Genomic DNA, 15,535 nt, shown 5'->3' on the forward strand with positions numbered 1-15,535 from the left:
TTTATAATAAAGGTAGTGAAGTGGATCGATGGATTTGAAGTTAGGGGTGGCTAGGATGGTTGCAGAAAAGGAACGAGTGTTAATGGATTTAAAAGATGTATTTGAATATGCGTTTGACGAAATTTTTGTTACAGATGAGCAAGGGATCGTTGTGCGTGTAAATAGTACATGTGAAAGGCACTACCAACTAGCTGCAGAAGAGTTAGTTGGTAAGCATGTAAAAGAACTACAAAAGGATGGAATCTTTTATCCATCAGCGACATTAGAAGTGATTGAAAAAAAAAGGCCAATTGAACTCGTTCAAACTACAAAATCAGGAGAGTATTTACACGTTCGTACAAGGCCTGTTTTTGATGATGAGGGAAATTTAAGAAGAGTGATTAGTTATTCTCGCGACCTTACTGAACTCTATCAATTACGTCAAAAGGTAGAGGAAATGGATAATCAGCTAAAAACATATAAAAAAGAATTAAGAGAAACATATGAGCATGAAGGACTTATTTTTAAAAGTCTAGCTATGCAAAAAATAGTCGATACAATCAAAAAAGTATCTGTAGTGGATAGTACTGTTCTCGTTTTAGGCGAGACTGGAGTAGGAAAAAGCCGATTAGTACGCCATTTACATGAAGTGAGTCACCGTAAGAATGAAAGTTTCTATGAAATTAATTGTGCGGCATTGCCAACTAATTTAATTGAATCGGAGCTCTTTGGATATTCAGGTGGATCTTTTACAGGTGCGAATCGTGAAGGGAAAAAGGGACTATTAGAATCCGCGCATAAAGGAACTCTTTTTTTAGATGAAATCGGTGAAATGCCGATTGAAATTCAAGCGAAGCTTTTGCAAGTATTGCAAGAAAAAACATTTCGTCCTATAGGCGGAAGAGAATTAAAAAAAGTAGATGTTCGAATTGTGGCGGCAACAAATAGAGATTTAAGCGAGATGGTGAAACAAGGAACATTTCGAAAAGATTTATACTATCGTCTGAATGTCATTCCAATTGCAATTCCCCCGCTTAGGGAAAGAACAGAAGATATTTTACCGCTTATTTATCATTACTTGCAGCACTTTAATAAAAAGTACGGACGTGATGTGAAACTAGCACCGGGTACATTACAAATGTTTGTCGGATATCCGTGGGAAGGAAATAATAGAGAGATAGAGAATGTAATTGAGAGAATTGTTATTACTGTCGATGATGTTGTAACGGTAGAGGATTTGCCACTCTCTATGCAAGAGGCTGCAGTTGAACAATCGGGGCAAAGCCTTTATAAAATGCTGGAAGAGGTAGAGAGAAATATTATTCTTAAAGCGTATAAAACGTATGGATCAAGTTATAAAGTGGCTGAGTTTTTGCAAATTAGTCAATCTGCTGCTACTAGGAAAATTAAGAAGTTCATAGAGGAGGAAGAAAACATTGGATAAAAAGGCGACTTTCGTAAGTATAGATAAAAAGGCGATGTATATAAATGGTGAGTGGATTACACTACAAGAACAAATTGAAGTAAATAATCCTGCGACGAAGGAAATATTTGCAACTGTACCAAAAGGCGGAGTAACAGAGGCAAAGCAAGCTGTTGATGCTGCGCATGAAGCTTTTAAAACGTGGTCTAAGTTAACGGCAGCAGATCGTGCCACGAAGTTAAAAAAGTGGTTTACGCTTATTGATGAAAATAAAGAAGAGATCGCAGCGATTATGACGAAGGAACAAGGAAAGCCGTTTGCAGAAGCGCTTGGTGAAGTAAATTATGCAAACAGTTTTGTTGAATGGTATGCAGAAGAGGGGAAACGCGTATACGGTGAAATGATTCCTGCTTCTCATCCGAATAAGCGCATTTTAGTTATGAAGCAACCAGTTGGCGTTATGGCAGCTATTACACCTTGGAACTTCCCAGCTGCTATGATTACGAGAAAGGTAGCCCCAGCGCTTGCAGCAGGCTGTACAGCCGTTGTGAAACCAGCAAGTCAAACGCCATTAACTGCATTGAAATTAGCTGAATTAGCCCATGAAGCAGATATTCCAAAGGGCGTAATCAATATCGTAACAGGTAGTGCAAAAGCAATTGCTGATACATGGATGGAAGATGGTCGCGTTCGAAAAGTGTCCTTTACAGGGTCAACGGAAATCGGGAAAGAGTTAATGGCTAGTGCGGCGCAAACGATGAAAAAAGTTTCGCTTGAGTTAGGGGGACACGCTCCGTTTATCGTAATGAATGATGCAGATTTAGATAAAGCAGTAGAAGCGGTGATTGGTTCGAAATTCCGTAATGCAGGACAAACGTGTATATGTACAAACCGAGTATTCGTTCAAGAAGAAGTATACGAAGTATTTGTAGAGAAGTTCCAAAAGGCAGTAGGGCAGTTGAAAGTAGGAGACGGTTTCGGTGACGGAACGACTGTCGGGCCACTTATTGATGAGAATGCAGTTTCAAAAGTACAAGAACATATTGAAGATGCTATTCAAAAAGGTGGAACAGTTTTATATGGTGGTCAAAAGGTCGCAGAGTTAGAGGGACATTTCATTCAACCGACTGTAATTGGGTTGGCAAATGATACGATGCTTTGTATGAATGAAGAAACATTTGGGCCAGTGGCACCAGTTGCGAAATTTAAAACAGTTGATGAAGTAATTGAACGTGCAAATAATACACCATACGGTTTAGCTGCGTATATTTTCACGAAAGACATTAGCCAAGCATTCCAAATTAGTGAAGCGCTAGAGTACGGTATTATTGGTCTAAACGATGGTCTTCCATCAGTTGCACAAGCACCATTCGGTGGATTTAAAGAAAGTGGTATCGGCCGTGAGGGAGGCCATTTCGGTATCGAGGAATATTTAGAAATTAAATATATTTCATTAGGACTATAAGTAGTATACTAGAATCTCTAAAAGGTAACAGAGAAGGAGATTCTAGTATGGTATATTGGCTATTATTACTTGTTACAATTATTTTTGAAGTAGCTGGAACAATCGCAATGAAACTATCAAATGGTTTAACAAAGCTCGTTCCAAGTGTACTTATTTTCGTATTTTATGGAATTTGTTTCAGCGTGTTTGCTATCGTCGTTAAAAAGATTCATTTAAGTATTGCTTATGCCATTTGGTCTGGCGTTGGAACGTTACTTATTACAATCATTAGTGTGTACTTTTTTAAAGAGCATATTAGCTTATTCCAAGCATTTTGTATTCTCTTTATTGTTTTGGGTGTCATTGGGCTTAAGGTTTCATCGGCATCATGAAAGCTATCTTTTGTAGAAGATAGCTTTTTTCTATTTGTGCAGTTAGCAATTAATACGACAAAATATGACAAGAAAGAGTAAAGCGTTTTGTTATGATACATATGAAATATTGTCTTATGTGGAGGAAAGAGTATGTTAAAAAAGGTAAGTCAAATTGTTTTAATTTTTGGCATAGCTTTTAGTTTAAGTGCTTGCACTGAGACTAAAGATAGTAATGAAAGTAAACAAGAAGATGTTCAAGATAAAGTGTATAAAATAGGGGAGACAGTAGACGTAGATGGTTTGCAAGTAACTATCGATTCAGTTAAATTAGGATATCCGGATTATGATGAGAATAAAAAGAAAGAGGAGATTTTGGGGATTATTTTCAAAGTAGAAAATAATAGTAAAAAGGAAATACCTTTTGCATTTTATGAATTTGAGATTACCGATAAGAAAGGTACAAGATTTAAAGAATATAATAACCCTGATAGCTTTATTAGTAAAAAGTTAGCACCAGATGAAAAAATTCAAGATATCATGCTATTTGACGTAGCGGAAGAAAATACGTATATCGCTACGTATAGACCGGAGTTTACGCATGAAAATAGAACGATAAAATTTGAATTGAAACCAAATAAATAAAGAAACACATTGGATTATCCAATGTGTTTCTTTATGGTAATAAATTTAAAACGCCCAGTTACCTTTACGGAAGATAGGCTCATGTCTGCCATCAGCAGTAATACCGTCAATATCAAGCTCAGCTGATCCAATCATGAAGTCGTTGTGTGTGATACTAGCGTTTGCGCCGTTTTCAGCAAGTTCTTCTTTAGACATTGTTTTTCCGCCAACTAAGTTAAATGCATAAGCATTTCCGATTGCAAGGTGGCAAGATGCATTTTCGTCAAATAGTGTATTGTAGAATAAAACATTTGTGTTTGAAATTGGTGAGTCATGAGGTACTAAAGCTACTTCTCCTAAGAAGTGAGAACCTTCATCTGTTTCTACTAAATGTTTTAAAGCTTCTTCACCAGCTTCAGCTTTATAGTCTACGATACGCCCGTTTTCAAATGTTAACGTGAAATTATCGATAATATTACCTGCAAATACTAACGGTTTTGTACTAGAAACTTGGCCGTTTACACCTGTTTTAAGTGGCATTGTAAATACTTCTTCAGTTGGAATATTAGCCATAAATGGTACGTTCTTTTCATTTAAGCTACCAGCACCAGCCCATACATGTTTTTCTGGAAGTTCGATTGTTAAATCTGTTCCAGGACCTGTATAGTGAAGAGCTTTATAATGCTTTTCGTTTAAGTAATCCACTTTTGTATGTAATGTTTCATCATGTTCTTTCCATGCTTCTACAGGATTTTCTAAATCAGCACGAGTAGCTTTGAAAATAGCATCCCATAACTTTGCTTCTTGTTCTTCTGGCGCTACGTCAGGGAATACTTTTGCAGCCCATTCTTTCGTAGGAACAGAAATTACACACCAGCTTACTTTATCGGCTTGTACGTAATCACGGTATACTTTCATCGCTTCTCCAGCTACTTTATGAGCTGTCGCGATACGTGTTGCTTCTACACCTTTTAATAAATCAGGGTTTTCTGCATAGATAGACATAAATGCAGCGCCTTCTTTTGCTAATTCTTCACGAGCATGTGCTTTCCAAGAAGGGAATTCAGAGAAAGCTTCTTCAGGAGCTAGATCGAACTTTAAGCGTGTTAACGTCTCATCATTCCAATCCACATATACGTGTTTTGCACCAGATTTATATGCTTTCTCTGTAACGAGGCGTACAAATTGTACAGCTTCAAGAGGTGCACTAATTGATAAAGTTTGTCCAGGTTGAATATTAACACCAACATTAACTGCAAGAGCAGCATATTTCTCTAACGTTTGTTCAAATGACATATGTATAATCTCCTTTAATTTGAAAGATTTCTTACTATATATAATACAAGAAAATTCTAAAAATATATATAAATATAAAGTAAAAAGAGAGCTCAAAATGTATTGAGCCCTTATATTTACTTAATTGAAGAAGCAAACTGCTCTACAGTCGTTGTATGGTGTATACGAACGCGCTTCATCTTTAACAATTCATCAGGTTCACCCTTCGTAATGAATTGCCCAGGCTTTGTCGTCGTCGCAAATTGATAATACTTCTTCGTTTCTGTAACAACCTTATCATCTACATGACCGAATGGATAAGCAATCGCGATAACAGGCTTACCTGTTATTTTTTCTAGTTTTTCTTTTGAACCTTTTAACTCTTCCTCATAGTTTGTAATTTTCGGTAAGTCTGCATGTGTTGCAGTATGAGATTGCACCGAGAAAATGCCGGAATCAACCATTTCTTTTATTTCAGAAGTAGACAATGCTCCTTCTACATCAACGTTATCAACAATCATATATTCTGTTGCTGCCGGTTTAAAAGTATCATCTTTTAGCTTTTGTAAAACGCGAAATGCATTCATATTATTTTTCATACCGTCATCAAATGTAACGAAAATCGGCTTATTTACTTTATTTATATCGCCCCAGCGTTCAAATGTTAAAAGCGTATAACCATTGTCTTTTAAATGTCTCATTTGTGCTTCAAAGTTAGCTGGTGATACGAATAAGTCTTTAATACCTTGACCATGATAATCATCGATTGCGTGATACATAAGAACAGGAACCTTTTGTTCGAAAGTAATAGTAGATTTCGTAAGCGGGATTGTTTTCCCATCTTCTTTCATTCCTGTTGCTTCAATTTGGAACTCACCGCGTTTTCCTTCAAATTCTTTTATGTCAAAAGGAATTGTAAATTGTTTCTCCTTTTCTTTAGAAGAAAAAGATTTAGCACGTTCCTTTCCATCAGCTGTGCGCCAAATTTTATATTGTACTTCATTTAAAGAATCTTTTAAGTCTGTAATATGAATACTTGTGTTTGTAGATTCGTGTGTGATGGGAGTATAAGAAATTTTACCTTGTTCTTGTAGAGTCTCTTTTTGTATAGCTACTTCTTGAACCTTTTTCTCTTTTTTAGGTTCTTGGCTTACATTGCTAGTATTGCAGCCTGCTAGAATGGCAGACGTACATAAAGCAATTGCTGCGTATTTTCTCATGAAAATCACCTTCTATTGTGTAGTATGTTGCATATTGACATTAAAATCCCCACCGCTATAAGAGTGGTGGGGATATACCCTTGTTCATCATATCATTTGAAGAAAATGAGGGGAATATGATTTTTAGGAGGCTATTAAGGTAATAGATTAGTGACTTTGAATAGATGTATTTTTTTGTTTCTTATTAGAATTAATAATAATATAACCGACTACAAAGATAAGAGGAATAACGAAGACATAGATAGGCATTCCCCATACATAATAGCTTTTCAGCGTTAAGACTAGTAAATGTAAGAAATCGAAAATTGCGTGGGCTTTCATAATATCCTCCAATGTTTTTCGAAAATTATAACATTTCAAACTTGTTATTTGTATAATTTGGAAAATGATTTAAGCTAATTTTAAAGTAAGAAGAAGACTTATTAATATGCAATTTTGCATACAGATATGGATTTTATTAAAATATAAAGATTTTATACTATAATAAAAACCGCTATAAAACTAAGTAAGAATAATGTATGGAGTGGAGAATAGAAATGAAATATAAAAAAATAATATATATCTTTTTCATATCACTATTTATAGTTGGTTGCCAAAGTGAAGTGAGTAAAGCGAATAGTGTGGAAGAGTATATTCCATCGCATCTTATGAATGCGGAAGTGACGGCGGATATTATGACACTAGAGATGGATCGTGATACACGTAAAAAAGTAGAGGTTATTACTAAAAAGATGAGTGATCATGTAAAGAATGATAAAGAGTGGTACGTAAACTATATATCAGGGCATATAGATAAACAGGTGAAGCCGTATCATCCTAACTTTGGTATTACAGAAGAAGAATATAACTTTTTTAGAAACGCCGTTGAGAATAGTAGTTTATCTAATACAAGTGATGGAAAACTTCAATTTAAGCAAAAAAGTAACCATGAAATTGAAATTGTTTCAAGTAGAAATCTAGAACTATTCCAGCATCTGGTAATTGATACAGAGAAGAATATAATAAAAACTTCTTTTGGAGAATGTCAGTATGTTGGAGAAATAAAGCCATCTTCAGAAAAAAGAATATTAGGTCGAGTAAATGGCAAACAATGGATGTTACAAAAGGAAAATTTAATCTATTTATTCTCTTTAGGAAAGCTTGAAGGAGAAGATAAATCTGTTATGGTTATTTCAGTAAAAGGCATACACGAAGGAAAACTTATTAGTAACGAGGAAGTAGTCGAATTCCGTTCGATTTCATAAAGAATCAAAAAAATCACCTTACTCGTTAAAGTAAAGTGATTTTTTATTAAATAAACAATCCAGCGATTGTCGCAGATAAAATAGAAGCAAGTGTTGATGCAAATAGCATTTTCCAACCAAATTTAGAAACAACGCTTCCTTGTTTTTCAGAAAGGGCACGGATTGTACCAACGATTGCACCAATTTGGCTAATACTTGCGAAGCTAATTAAGAATACTGTAACGATTCCAACTGTACGTGGAGCTAATGTTGTAGCTGTGTCTTTTAAATCAAGGATTGCTACAAACTCATTTAAAACAATCTTTGTACCCATAATACCACCGGCTGGGATAATATCTTGAGTTGGAATACCCATTAAGAATGCGAATGGAGAAAGTATATAACCGAAGATTTGTTGTAAAGTAACAGCATGTCCCATTGCGCCTGAAGCTGCACTAATTACGTAGTTTACAACTTCCATTACACCGATAAAGGCGATCATTAATGCGGCAACGATACCAGCTACTTTTAAACCATCAAGCGCACCGTTAATCATTGCGCCGATAAAGCTGTCTCCGAATAGAGTTCTATCAAATTTTTGAATCACTTCATCTTCTTTTTTCGTATCAACTGGTGTTAATAACGAACAAACGATTAAGCTTGAGAATAAGTTTAGCGGAAGAGCTGCTAGTACGTATTTTGCATCTAACATCATTACGTATGATGCTGTAACAGAAGCAGAAACGGAGCTCATCGCAGAACAACAAATGATAAACATACGATTCTTATTGAAATGCTGTAAATCGTTTTTAATAACGATTAACGCTTCACTTGAACCGAAGAATACAGAGTTTACTGCGTGGAATGATTCAACGCGTGGTAAACCAGTAATTTTTGAAATAGCACCGCCGACAACGCGAACGATGAATGGTAAAACACCTAAATAACTAAAGATTGAAAGTAGTGCTGAGAAAAATACGATAATTAATAATACGTTTAAGAAAAAGACAAAATCTCTGTGAATTCCATTAAAGAGAAAATCGACACCTGTCGTACCAAGTTTAATTAGTTTGTTGAAAACTTTACTAATGAAAATAATGATTTGTTGACCAACCTTTGTAGCAAACATAAACCAACCGATTAAAATTTGGAAACCAATCATAATTGCAATTGCACGGAAGTTGATTTTACTTTTGTTGTTTGACAAAGCAAAACATAAACCTAACACGGCAAGAATACCGATAATGCTCATTACATATTGCATGTAGTTGCCCCTTTCAGAAGTTCGTATAAAGTTTGTACATAAAACGCTCGTTATATTACTAAAAATAAAAGAACGAGGTTTTATGTCATACGTAAGATGTCTGACCTTTTAGAAAAATAAAAATAAAAAAAGACCCATATGGATTCACTTTCATCTATGAGAGAAAGCTAATCAATATGAGTCCTTTTTTGCGCATAGGCTAATATTCATTAGTTTTCCCCATAGTCCAGCAATTTAAGGTTGCCGGGTAGAAACTCTCGATCCATATTATCAAGTATATATGAGGTAACATCGTCCGTATTAAATTAGTAGTAGCGTAACATTAACAGAGAAGTATCGTCAATAGCTTTTTTTCTTCCAATAGAAAAAGACCATATAAGTATGATAAAATGTAACGCAGTGTTATGAAAAAGAGAGGTCGGAAAATGAGTACTAAAATGACGCCACCAGTTGAGAAAAACGAGTTTATAGATGTAGTATTTGAAGATTTAACACATGATGGTGCCGGTGTTGCGAAAGTAAAGGGCTATCCTATTTTCGTTAAAAACGGATTACCAGGTGAAGAAGCGCAAATTAAAATTATTAAAGTGAAGAAAAACTTTGCATTTGGTCGTTTAATGAAGCTTCATACAGAAAGTCCATATCGTAAAGATGCTGAATGTCCAGTATATAATCAGTGCGGCGGTTGTCAGCTTCAGCACTTAACTTATGAAGGACAATTACAAGCGAAAGAAAAACAAGTACGTGACGTTATGCAACGTATTGGAGGACTAGGTGATGTTCCTGTTCATCCTGTACTTGGCATGAAGAACCCGTGGGTATACCGCAATAAAGCACAAGTACCAATCGGAGAACGTGAAGGTGGGCTTGTAGCTGGTTTCTATCGCCAAGGAACGCATGACATCATTAATATGGAATCATGCTTAATTCAGGCAGAAGAAAACGATACATTAATCCAAGAAGTAAAACGTATTTGTGAAAAGCACGGTATCACTGCGTACAACGAAGAGCGTAACAAAGGAACACTTCGTCACGTAATGGCTCGTTACGGACAAGTAACAGGGGAAATTATGCTTGTCTTCATTACACGTACAGCAGAATTGCCGAACAAAAAAGCAATCATTGAAGAAATTGCAGCGAAATTCCCAGAAGTAAAATCAATTGTTCAAAACGTAAATACGAAGCGTACGAATGTAATTTTCGGAGACAAAACGACAGTACTGTACGGATCAGAATATATTTATGACTTTATCGGTGACATTAAATTTGCGATTTCAGCACGTTCATTCTATCAAGTAAACCCAGAACAAACGAAAGTGCTATACGATAAAACGTTAGAATACGCAAAATTAAATGGTAACGAAACAGTAATCGATGCCTATTGCGGAATCGGATCAATCTCGTTATTCCTAGCGCAAAAAGCGAAAAAAGTGTACGGCGTTGAAATCGTCCCAGAAGCAATCGAAGACGCAAACCGAAACGCAGCACTAAACAACATGACAAACGCTGAATTTGGCGTAGGAGAAGCAGAAGTAGTCATTCCAAAATGGTACAAAGAAGGCGTAATCGCCGACACAATGGTCGTAGACCCACCGCGTAAAGGCTGTGACGAAGCATTACTAAACACAATCATCGACATGAAGCCAAACCGCGTCGTATACGTATCGTGTAACCCAGCAACATTAGCACGTGATTTAAAAGTACTAGAAGAAGGCGGATATAAAACACAGGAAGTACAACCTGTTGATATGTTCCCGCATACGACTCATGTGGAGTGTGTGGCTTGGCTTAAGTTAGTATAATAGGAAAGCAGTTGATATAGGAAAAATCTATACCACCTGCTTTTTGGTTTACAAAAATACCATTCATAAGCGATTTTAGTTAAAATAAATATTGCTGATTTTCACAAATTATAAATTGAGATTTTGAAATTGTATTCATAGTGAGAGGATTTGAATTTGAAATGATAGATAATTTTTGGCGTGAATTACCACGACCATTTTTCGTACTTGCACCAATGGAAGATGTGACAGACGTTGTTTTCCGTCACGTAGTAAGTGAAGCAGGTCGTCCGGACGTATTCTTCACAGAGTTTACAAACTCGGATAGCTATTGTCATCCAGAAGGTATGAAAAGTGTACGTGGCCGTTTAATTTTTACAGAAGACGAACAACCGATGGTAGCACATATTTGGGGAGATAATCCTGAATACTTCCGTCAAATGAGTATCGGTATGGCAGAGCTAGGATTTAAAGGTATCGATATTAACATGGGTTGCCCAGTTCCGAACGTTGCATCAAGAGGAAAAGGTAGTGGCCTTATTCTACGTCCAGACGTTGCAGCAGAACTTATCCAAGCAGCAAAAGCGGGTGGACTACCTGTCAGCGTAAAAACAAGACTTGGCTTTAAAGAGTTAAGCGAGTGGGAAGATTGGTTAACGCACATTTTCAAACAAGATATTGCGAACCTTTCTATTCACTTACGTACAAGAGAGGAAATGAGCCAAGTAGATGCGCACTGGGAACTAATTCCGGAAATAAAAAAATTACGTGACCGTATTGCGCCAAATACGTTAATAACAATCAATGGAGACATCCTTGATCGTAAAATGGGGCTGGAACTTGCTGAAAAATACGGCATTGATGGCGTAATGATCGGACGAGGCATCTTCAAAAATCCATTTGCTTTTGAAAAAGAGCCAAGAGAGCATAGCAGTAAAGAACATCTAGATCTTTTAAGACTACAGCTGGATTTACAAGATCAATATGCAGAAGTACTGCCACGCTCAATCACAGGGCTTCACCGCTTCTTCAAAATTTATGTAAAAGGCTTCCCTGGAGCTGCTGAATTGAGAAATCAATTGATGAGCACGAAGTCAACGGATGAGGTGCGTGCTTTGTTGGATAAGTTTGAGGATAGTGTTGGTGTGGCTCAGGATAGTGAGACGGTTTAACTTTTAAGCAGTTAAATCATTTCATATGTAGTGTATGACATGAGTGAGTTGAAAATAAGCGTAGAGCTGGAAAAGAACAGTGTATTTGAGAAATCAAAGCACTGTTCTTTTCTTTTAGTTAATGTTAAGAGAGAAATCTTTTTAAAGGCATATAAAAAACACGTAAGAGCTCTGTAGATACAATGATAGAGAAAAATTCGGGTAAGACTATAAAACATATCTTTAAAATGTTAAAGTATTAATTTAGCGGATAATAACTAAAAGGTTAGATTAAACATGATAATTTAAAGCACGTTATAGGATAAACTTTAACTGCTGAATAAATAATCAACATTTCAGGAGGCAAAACAATGGCAATGAGCAACAACGATATATTAAAAAGAGTACGATACGCTTTAGACATAAGAGATATAGATATGGTGGAAATCTTTAAACTTGGCGGGATGGAAGTAACGAAAGAAGACGTAGTTGATATGCTTACAAAAATAAAGAGGGCTCCTCAGCATGAAGCTGAAAATGATGAGGTAGCTGAAGATGAGTACGTAAAAACATGCGATATGATGATGTTAGAGGCATTTTTAAATGGATTTATTACTTTAAAAAGAGGAAAGCAAGATCCGAAACCAGGGCAGCCTGCACCTGTACAGAGCAAGGAGAGTGCCAATAACCTTCTTCTAAAGAAAATGAAAATCGCACTATCTTTAACGAGTGAGGACGTACTTGATATATTAGATAGCGTGGGCGTTACGGTAACAAAAGGAGAGTTAGGCGCTCTATTAAGAAAAAAAGGTCATAAAAATTACAAAGAGTGCGGCGATAGATACGCAAGGAATTTCATTAAGGGATTAGGTGTAAAGTATAGAGGATAATGAGTTCGTTAAAGCAGTAAATGATATAATAGGTAGAGTAGGACGTTCGTATCCTACTCTTTTTTATTTGTAAAAATACTATGCTAGGTGATGAAATGGTACATACATATTTAGGCGAGACAATTAATTTTCATATAACTTATAAGAAGAAAAAGTCCGTGCGTCTTTTTGTGGATTCGTATGGAAATGTGGAAGTGCAGGCTCCGAAAGGGACACCTGTTGAATACTTAGTCCAGTTGCTAGAGGAAAAGTGGGATTGGATTCAGACAACCCGTAAGGAGATGGCTGAGCGAGCGCGTGGACCACAGGAAAAGGATTACGATCAAGGAGAAGGCTTTTTGTATTTAGGGAGTACGTATCCGATACAGATTTCCCAAGATGTAAGCATTGAGCAAGACAATGCGATTTTTGAAGGGGATAAGTTACATATTTATGTGAAAGAGCTTAAGGATGAGAAAATACAACAAGCTTTAAAACGATTTTATTATAAGCAGTGTAAAACTTTAGTAGAGAAGAGCATTAAAGTGCATCAAAGTAACTTTAAGACAAAACCACGTTCTATTCGTATTACAGATAGTAGTCGTACTTGGGGTACTTGCGATTCGAATTTACAACTAACATTCAATTGGAAGCTAGCAATGGCACCACAGCGAGTAATTGACTATGTAGTCGTTCATGAAATGTGTCATATGGTTCATTTAAATCATGATCGCTCTTTTTGGCGTCTTGTCGGGAAGATAATGCCTGATTATAAAGAAATGGAGAACTGGTTAGCTTTATCTAGTTGGAAGATGACGGTTTAGGAAGGGATATCGATTTTTGTCTGTAAATCGATATTTCTTGTCGAATCGTTGATATATTGTGAGTTTTGATAGATATATTTTAAAAATCGTTGATATATTGTAAGTTATGATAGATATATTCGAAAAATCGTTGATATAATTTCATTTACTACAGGATTGTTCAACAAATCGAAAAGAGGAGATGTCACAAGGGACATCTCCTTTTTTCGAGTATATAGATTATCGTCCAAACTTCACAACAAAATCTCCATCCACTTTCTCCATCTCATACCCACGATACCCCTCCGAAAGCAAAGCCTGCTGTCCATTAGCATCATTCATTAGAATAATTTGAACATTCGTCCAATCTCTTTCTTTATCTCCGCGCAATTTCTTCACAAGAACATACCGCAGACTACCACCATACTTCTCTTTCAGCGCAGCAATCTCCATCCCTTGCGCAAATTTATCCTTCAAACTCGGGATGTTAAAAGGAGCAACGGTGCAGCATACATAATCATATTTGCTATCTTCTTTTTGCAATTCGTCCATGATGACGTTTGCTAATATTTTTTGCATACCATTTCCTCGGCAGTTCGGATGAACGTTTGAGATTTCTTGATAGATGACGCGGTGTAGTTCACTTTCTGGCAAACCAATATCAAGCCCTAAATGTTCATCATCGATAGGCGGGACGAGTAGAGCGCGAAATGCGATGAGTTTCTTTTCAATAAAAGCACCGATCATCATGCCGTTTCCTTCTAGAATGTATTGAAATTCTTCTTGTGAGAGTGGTTGTAAACGACTTTTATCTTCTAGTGCTTCAACTACAATGTTTTGTAGTGATAAAATTTGTTCGATGTGCTCTAGTGATAGTAATGTAACGTGAAATGATTCGTTATTTTGTTTTAATGTTCCTTCGTATAGAGCCGTCATATGATAGTCCTCCTTTAGCGTACAACGTCTTGAAAGACGGTTAGTTCTTGTAGTGTATCTTCGTTTATTTCAATGCCGAGTCCTGGCTTTTCGTTTAAGCGAATGAATGGTACATCGTAATGTAAGTTTCCAATGTCTTTCGTGAATTTTAATGGTCCTGTTAGCTCTACGCTCGTAATGATTTTTTTTGAGAAAGCGACATGGAATCCTGCGGAAGAGGCAACAGATGATTCGACCATTGATCCCACTTGGCATTCAATGCCTGCCATTTCAGCTTGATGAGCGAGCTTTACAGCTGGATATATGCCGCCGCATTTCATTAATTTTATATTCACTTTATCAGCAGCTTCTAATTTAATAATTTGGCGCATTTCACGAGAACTTTTTAATCCTTCATCAATCATAAGCGGGAGGTCTGTTTTAGAACGAATATGAGCCATGGCATCAATATCGTCCGCGATAACAGGTTGTTCAATCCAATCGATGTTTAAATGTCCTAATGAACGAAGTGCAGTTAATGTGTTTGCGCTATTTTTCCAGCCTTGGTTTACATCAACGCGAATGGCGATATCATTTCCTACACGTTCTCGTACAGCTTCAATACGTTTTACATCTTCTTTTACATTTGTACCAACTTTCATTTTGAAAGATTGGTAACCTTTTTGAATCATAGAAGCAGCTTCTTCAGCCATGTTTTCTGGATCGGCAATACTTAAAACGTGAGTGACAGGGAATTCTTCATGGTAGCGCCCGCCAATTAATTGATATACAGGTTGATTTAGTTTTTTGCCCATTATATCAAAACAAGCAATATCAATTGCGGCTTTCGCTGTTGGAACACCGTAAATTGTATTGTCCATCATGTCGTGTATTTTTTCGATATTCATTGGATTTTGCCCGATTAGAGCAGGAGTTAGCGTATGTTTTAAAGTATGGAAAGTACTTTCCCATGATTCACCTGTGACGTGATCATCAGCAACGCCTTCACCGTAACCGATAATACCTTCATCTGTTTCCATTTTGACGATAATAGAGGGCATATCAGAATAAGAGCCATAACTAATAACAAACGGATTGCGAAGCGGTAAACGAATTGCGTAAAGATGAATAGCTTTAATTTTCATTGAATAGAAACCCCTTCCTGTTTACAATAGTTTTGTACATTTGATATA

15 protein-coding genes and 1 riboswitch are annotated in these 15,535 nt (G+C 36.4%); of the genes, 9 read left to right on the plus strand and 6 right to left on the minus strand.

What is annotated here, in order from left to right; all coding sequences use genetic code 11:
• Window positions 1–55: 55 nt before the first annotated feature.
• From N2V79_RS01825 to N2V79_RS01840, 4 genes are all read left to right on the plus strand, one after another.
• Window positions 56–1,423: a sigma-54 interaction domain-containing protein gene (locus N2V79_RS01825; protein WP_053565389.1), complete on the plus strand. Its 1,368-nt coding sequence runs from the start codon at window positions 56–58 to the stop codon at window positions 1,421–1,423.
• Window positions 1,416–2,867 (plus strand): NADP-dependent succinate-semialdehyde dehydrogenase, encoded by a 1,452-nt coding sequence (gabD, locus tag N2V79_RS01830; protein WP_000358137.1) that lies wholly within the window; start codon window positions 1,416–1,418, stop codon window positions 2,865–2,867. Before N2V79_RS01825 ends, gabD begins: the two co-directional genes overlap by 8 nt.
• Window positions 2,868–2,914: 47 nt before the next feature.
• A complete protein-coding gene (locus tag N2V79_RS01835; protein WP_000263262.1) occupies window positions 2,915–3,238 on the plus strand; it encodes a DMT family transporter in 324 nt (107 codons plus the stop codon).
• Between the two features lie 132 nt (window positions 3,239–3,370).
• Window positions 3,371–3,862: a DUF4352 domain-containing protein gene (locus N2V79_RS01840; RefSeq protein ID WP_064532119.1), complete on the plus strand. Its 492-nt coding sequence runs from the start codon at window positions 3,371–3,373 to the stop codon at window positions 3,860–3,862.
• A gap of 45 nt (window positions 3,863–3,907) precedes the next feature.
• Here the strand turns inward: N2V79_RS01840 and N2V79_RS01845 are convergent, their stop codons facing one another.
• The 3 genes from N2V79_RS01845 to N2V79_RS01855 form a co-directional block, all read right to left on the minus strand.
• On the minus strand, window positions 3,908–5,137 hold the full coding sequence (locus tag N2V79_RS01845; protein ID WP_000007372.1) for an aminopeptidase: 1,230 nt from the start codon (window positions 5,135–5,137) through the stop codon (window positions 3,908–3,910).
• A gap of 116 nt (window positions 5,138–5,253) precedes the next feature.
• The gene (locus N2V79_RS01850; protein ID WP_064532121.1) at window positions 5,254–6,336 is read right to left on the minus strand and encodes a polysaccharide deacetylase family protein; all 1,083 of its coding nucleotides are present in this window, start codon (window positions 6,334–6,336) and stop codon (window positions 5,254–5,256) included.
• Between the two features lie 147 nt (window positions 6,337–6,483).
• Complete coding sequence (locus N2V79_RS01855) at window positions 6,484–6,657, minus strand: hypothetical protein (protein WP_000643594.1); 174 nt, start codon at window positions 6,655–6,657, stop codon at window positions 6,484–6,486.
• Window positions 6,658–6,872: 215 nt separating this feature from the next.
• Here N2V79_RS01855 and N2V79_RS01860 point away from each other — a divergent pair, with 215 nt between their 5' ends.
• Window positions 6,873–7,580 (plus strand): hypothetical protein, encoded by a 708-nt coding sequence (locus N2V79_RS01860; RefSeq protein WP_000875605.1) that lies wholly within the window; start codon window positions 6,873–6,875, stop codon window positions 7,578–7,580.
• Between the two features lie 46 nt (window positions 7,581–7,626).
• On the opposite strand, the gene N2V79_RS01865 is transcribed toward N2V79_RS01860, so the two are convergent.
• Window positions 7,627–8,823: a NupC/NupG family nucleoside CNT transporter gene (locus N2V79_RS01865; protein ID WP_016083714.1), complete on the minus strand. Its 1,197-nt coding sequence runs from the start codon at window positions 8,821–8,823 to the stop codon at window positions 7,627–7,629.
• A 202-nt stretch (window positions 8,824–9,025) separates the two neighbouring features.
• Window positions 9,026–9,127, minus strand: a riboswitch (purine riboswitch).
• A 121-nt stretch (window positions 9,128–9,248) separates the two neighbouring features.
• Here N2V79_RS01865 and rlmD point away from each other — a divergent pair.
• The 4 genes from rlmD (at window position 9,249) to N2V79_RS01885 (ending at window position 13,448) form a co-directional block, all read left to right on the plus strand.
• Complete coding sequence (gene rlmD / locus N2V79_RS01870) at window positions 9,249–10,625, plus strand: 23S rRNA (uracil(1939)-C(5))-methyltransferase RlmD (protein WP_000105032.1); 1,377 nt, start codon at window positions 9,249–9,251, stop codon at window positions 10,623–10,625.
• 161 nt (window positions 10,626–10,786) lie between these two features.
• Window positions 10,787–11,776: a tRNA dihydrouridine synthase gene (locus N2V79_RS01875; protein ID WP_000566708.1), complete on the plus strand. Its 990-nt coding sequence runs from the start codon at window positions 10,787–10,789 to the stop codon at window positions 11,774–11,776.
• A 350-nt stretch (window positions 11,777–12,126) separates the two neighbouring features.
• On the plus strand, window positions 12,127–12,645 hold the full coding sequence (locus N2V79_RS01880; RefSeq protein ID WP_053565385.1) for a YehS family protein: 519 nt from the start codon (window positions 12,127–12,129) through the stop codon (window positions 12,643–12,645).
• Between the two features lie 95 nt (window positions 12,646–12,740).
• Window positions 12,741–13,448 (plus strand): M48 family metallopeptidase, encoded by a 708-nt coding sequence (locus tag N2V79_RS01885; RefSeq protein ID WP_053565384.1) that lies wholly within the window; start codon window positions 12,741–12,743, stop codon window positions 13,446–13,448.
• A gap of 219 nt (window positions 13,449–13,667) precedes the next feature.
• Here N2V79_RS01885 and N2V79_RS01890 read toward each other — a convergent pair whose 3' ends face one another.
• Entirely contained in the window at window positions 13,668–14,363 is a 696-nt protein-coding gene (locus N2V79_RS01890) for a GNAT family N-acetyltransferase (RefSeq protein ID WP_340719536.1), read from the minus strand.
• Window positions 14,364–14,377: 14 nt separating this feature from the next.
• A complete protein-coding gene (locus N2V79_RS01895) occupies window positions 14,378–15,487 on the minus strand; it encodes a mandelate racemase/muconate lactonizing enzyme family protein (RefSeq protein ID WP_064532133.1) in 1,110 nt (369 codons plus the stop codon).
• Between the last annotated feature and the right edge of the window lie 48 nt (window positions 15,488–15,535).

This window comes from Bacillus sp. CH_70 (assembly GCF_038007045.1).
Classification (GTDB): domain Bacteria; phylum Bacillota; class Bacilli; order Bacillales; family Bacillaceae_G; genus Bacillus_A; species Bacillus_A cereus.

Coding starts and splice junctions, on each gene's coding strand:
- N2V79_RS01825 (WP_053565389.1), top strand. CDS start 56: ATGGTTGCAGAAAAGGAACGAGTGTTAATGGATTTAAAAGATGTATTT.
- N2V79_RS01835 (WP_000263262.1), top strand. CDS start 2,915: ATGGTATATTGGCTATTATTACTTGTTACAATTATTTTTGAAGTAGCT.
- N2V79_RS01840 (WP_064532119.1), top strand. CDS start 3,371: ATGTTAAAAAAGGTAAGTCAAATTGTTTTAATTTTTGGCATAGCTTTT.
- N2V79_RS01845 (WP_000007372.1), bottom strand. CDS start 5,137: ATGTCATTTGAACAAACGTTAGAGAAATATGCTGCTCTTGCAGTTAAT.
- N2V79_RS01850 (WP_064532121.1), bottom strand. CDS start 6,336: ATGAGAAAATACGCAGCAATTGCTTTATGTACGTCTGCCATTCTAGCA.
- N2V79_RS01855 (WP_000643594.1), bottom strand. CDS start 6,657: ATGAAAGCCCACGCAATTTTCGATTTCTTACATTTACTAGTCTTAACG.
- N2V79_RS01860 (WP_000875605.1), top strand. CDS start 6,873: ATGAAATATAAAAAAATAATATATATCTTTTTCATATCACTATTTATA.
- N2V79_RS01865 (WP_016083714.1), bottom strand. CDS start 8,823: ATGCAATATGTAATGAGCATTATCGGTATTCTTGCCGTGTTAGGTTTA.
- rlmD (WP_000105032.1), top strand. CDS start 9,249: ATGAGTACTAAAATGACGCCACCAGTTGAGAAAAACGAGTTTATAGAT.
- N2V79_RS01875 (WP_000566708.1), top strand. CDS start 10,787: ATGATAGATAATTTTTGGCGTGAATTACCACGACCATTTTTCGTACTT.
- N2V79_RS01880 (WP_053565385.1), top strand. CDS start 12,127: ATGGCAATGAGCAACAACGATATATTAAAAAGAGTACGATACGCTTTA.
- N2V79_RS01885 (WP_053565384.1), top strand. CDS start 12,741: ATGGTACATACATATTTAGGCGAGACAATTAATTTTCATATAACTTAT.
- N2V79_RS01890 (WP_340719536.1), bottom strand. CDS start 14,363: ATGACGGCTCTATACGAAGGAACATTAAAACAAAATAACGAATCATTT.
- N2V79_RS01895 (WP_064532133.1), bottom strand. CDS start 15,487: ATGAAAATTAAAGCTATTCATCTTTACGCAATTCGTTTACCGCTTCGC.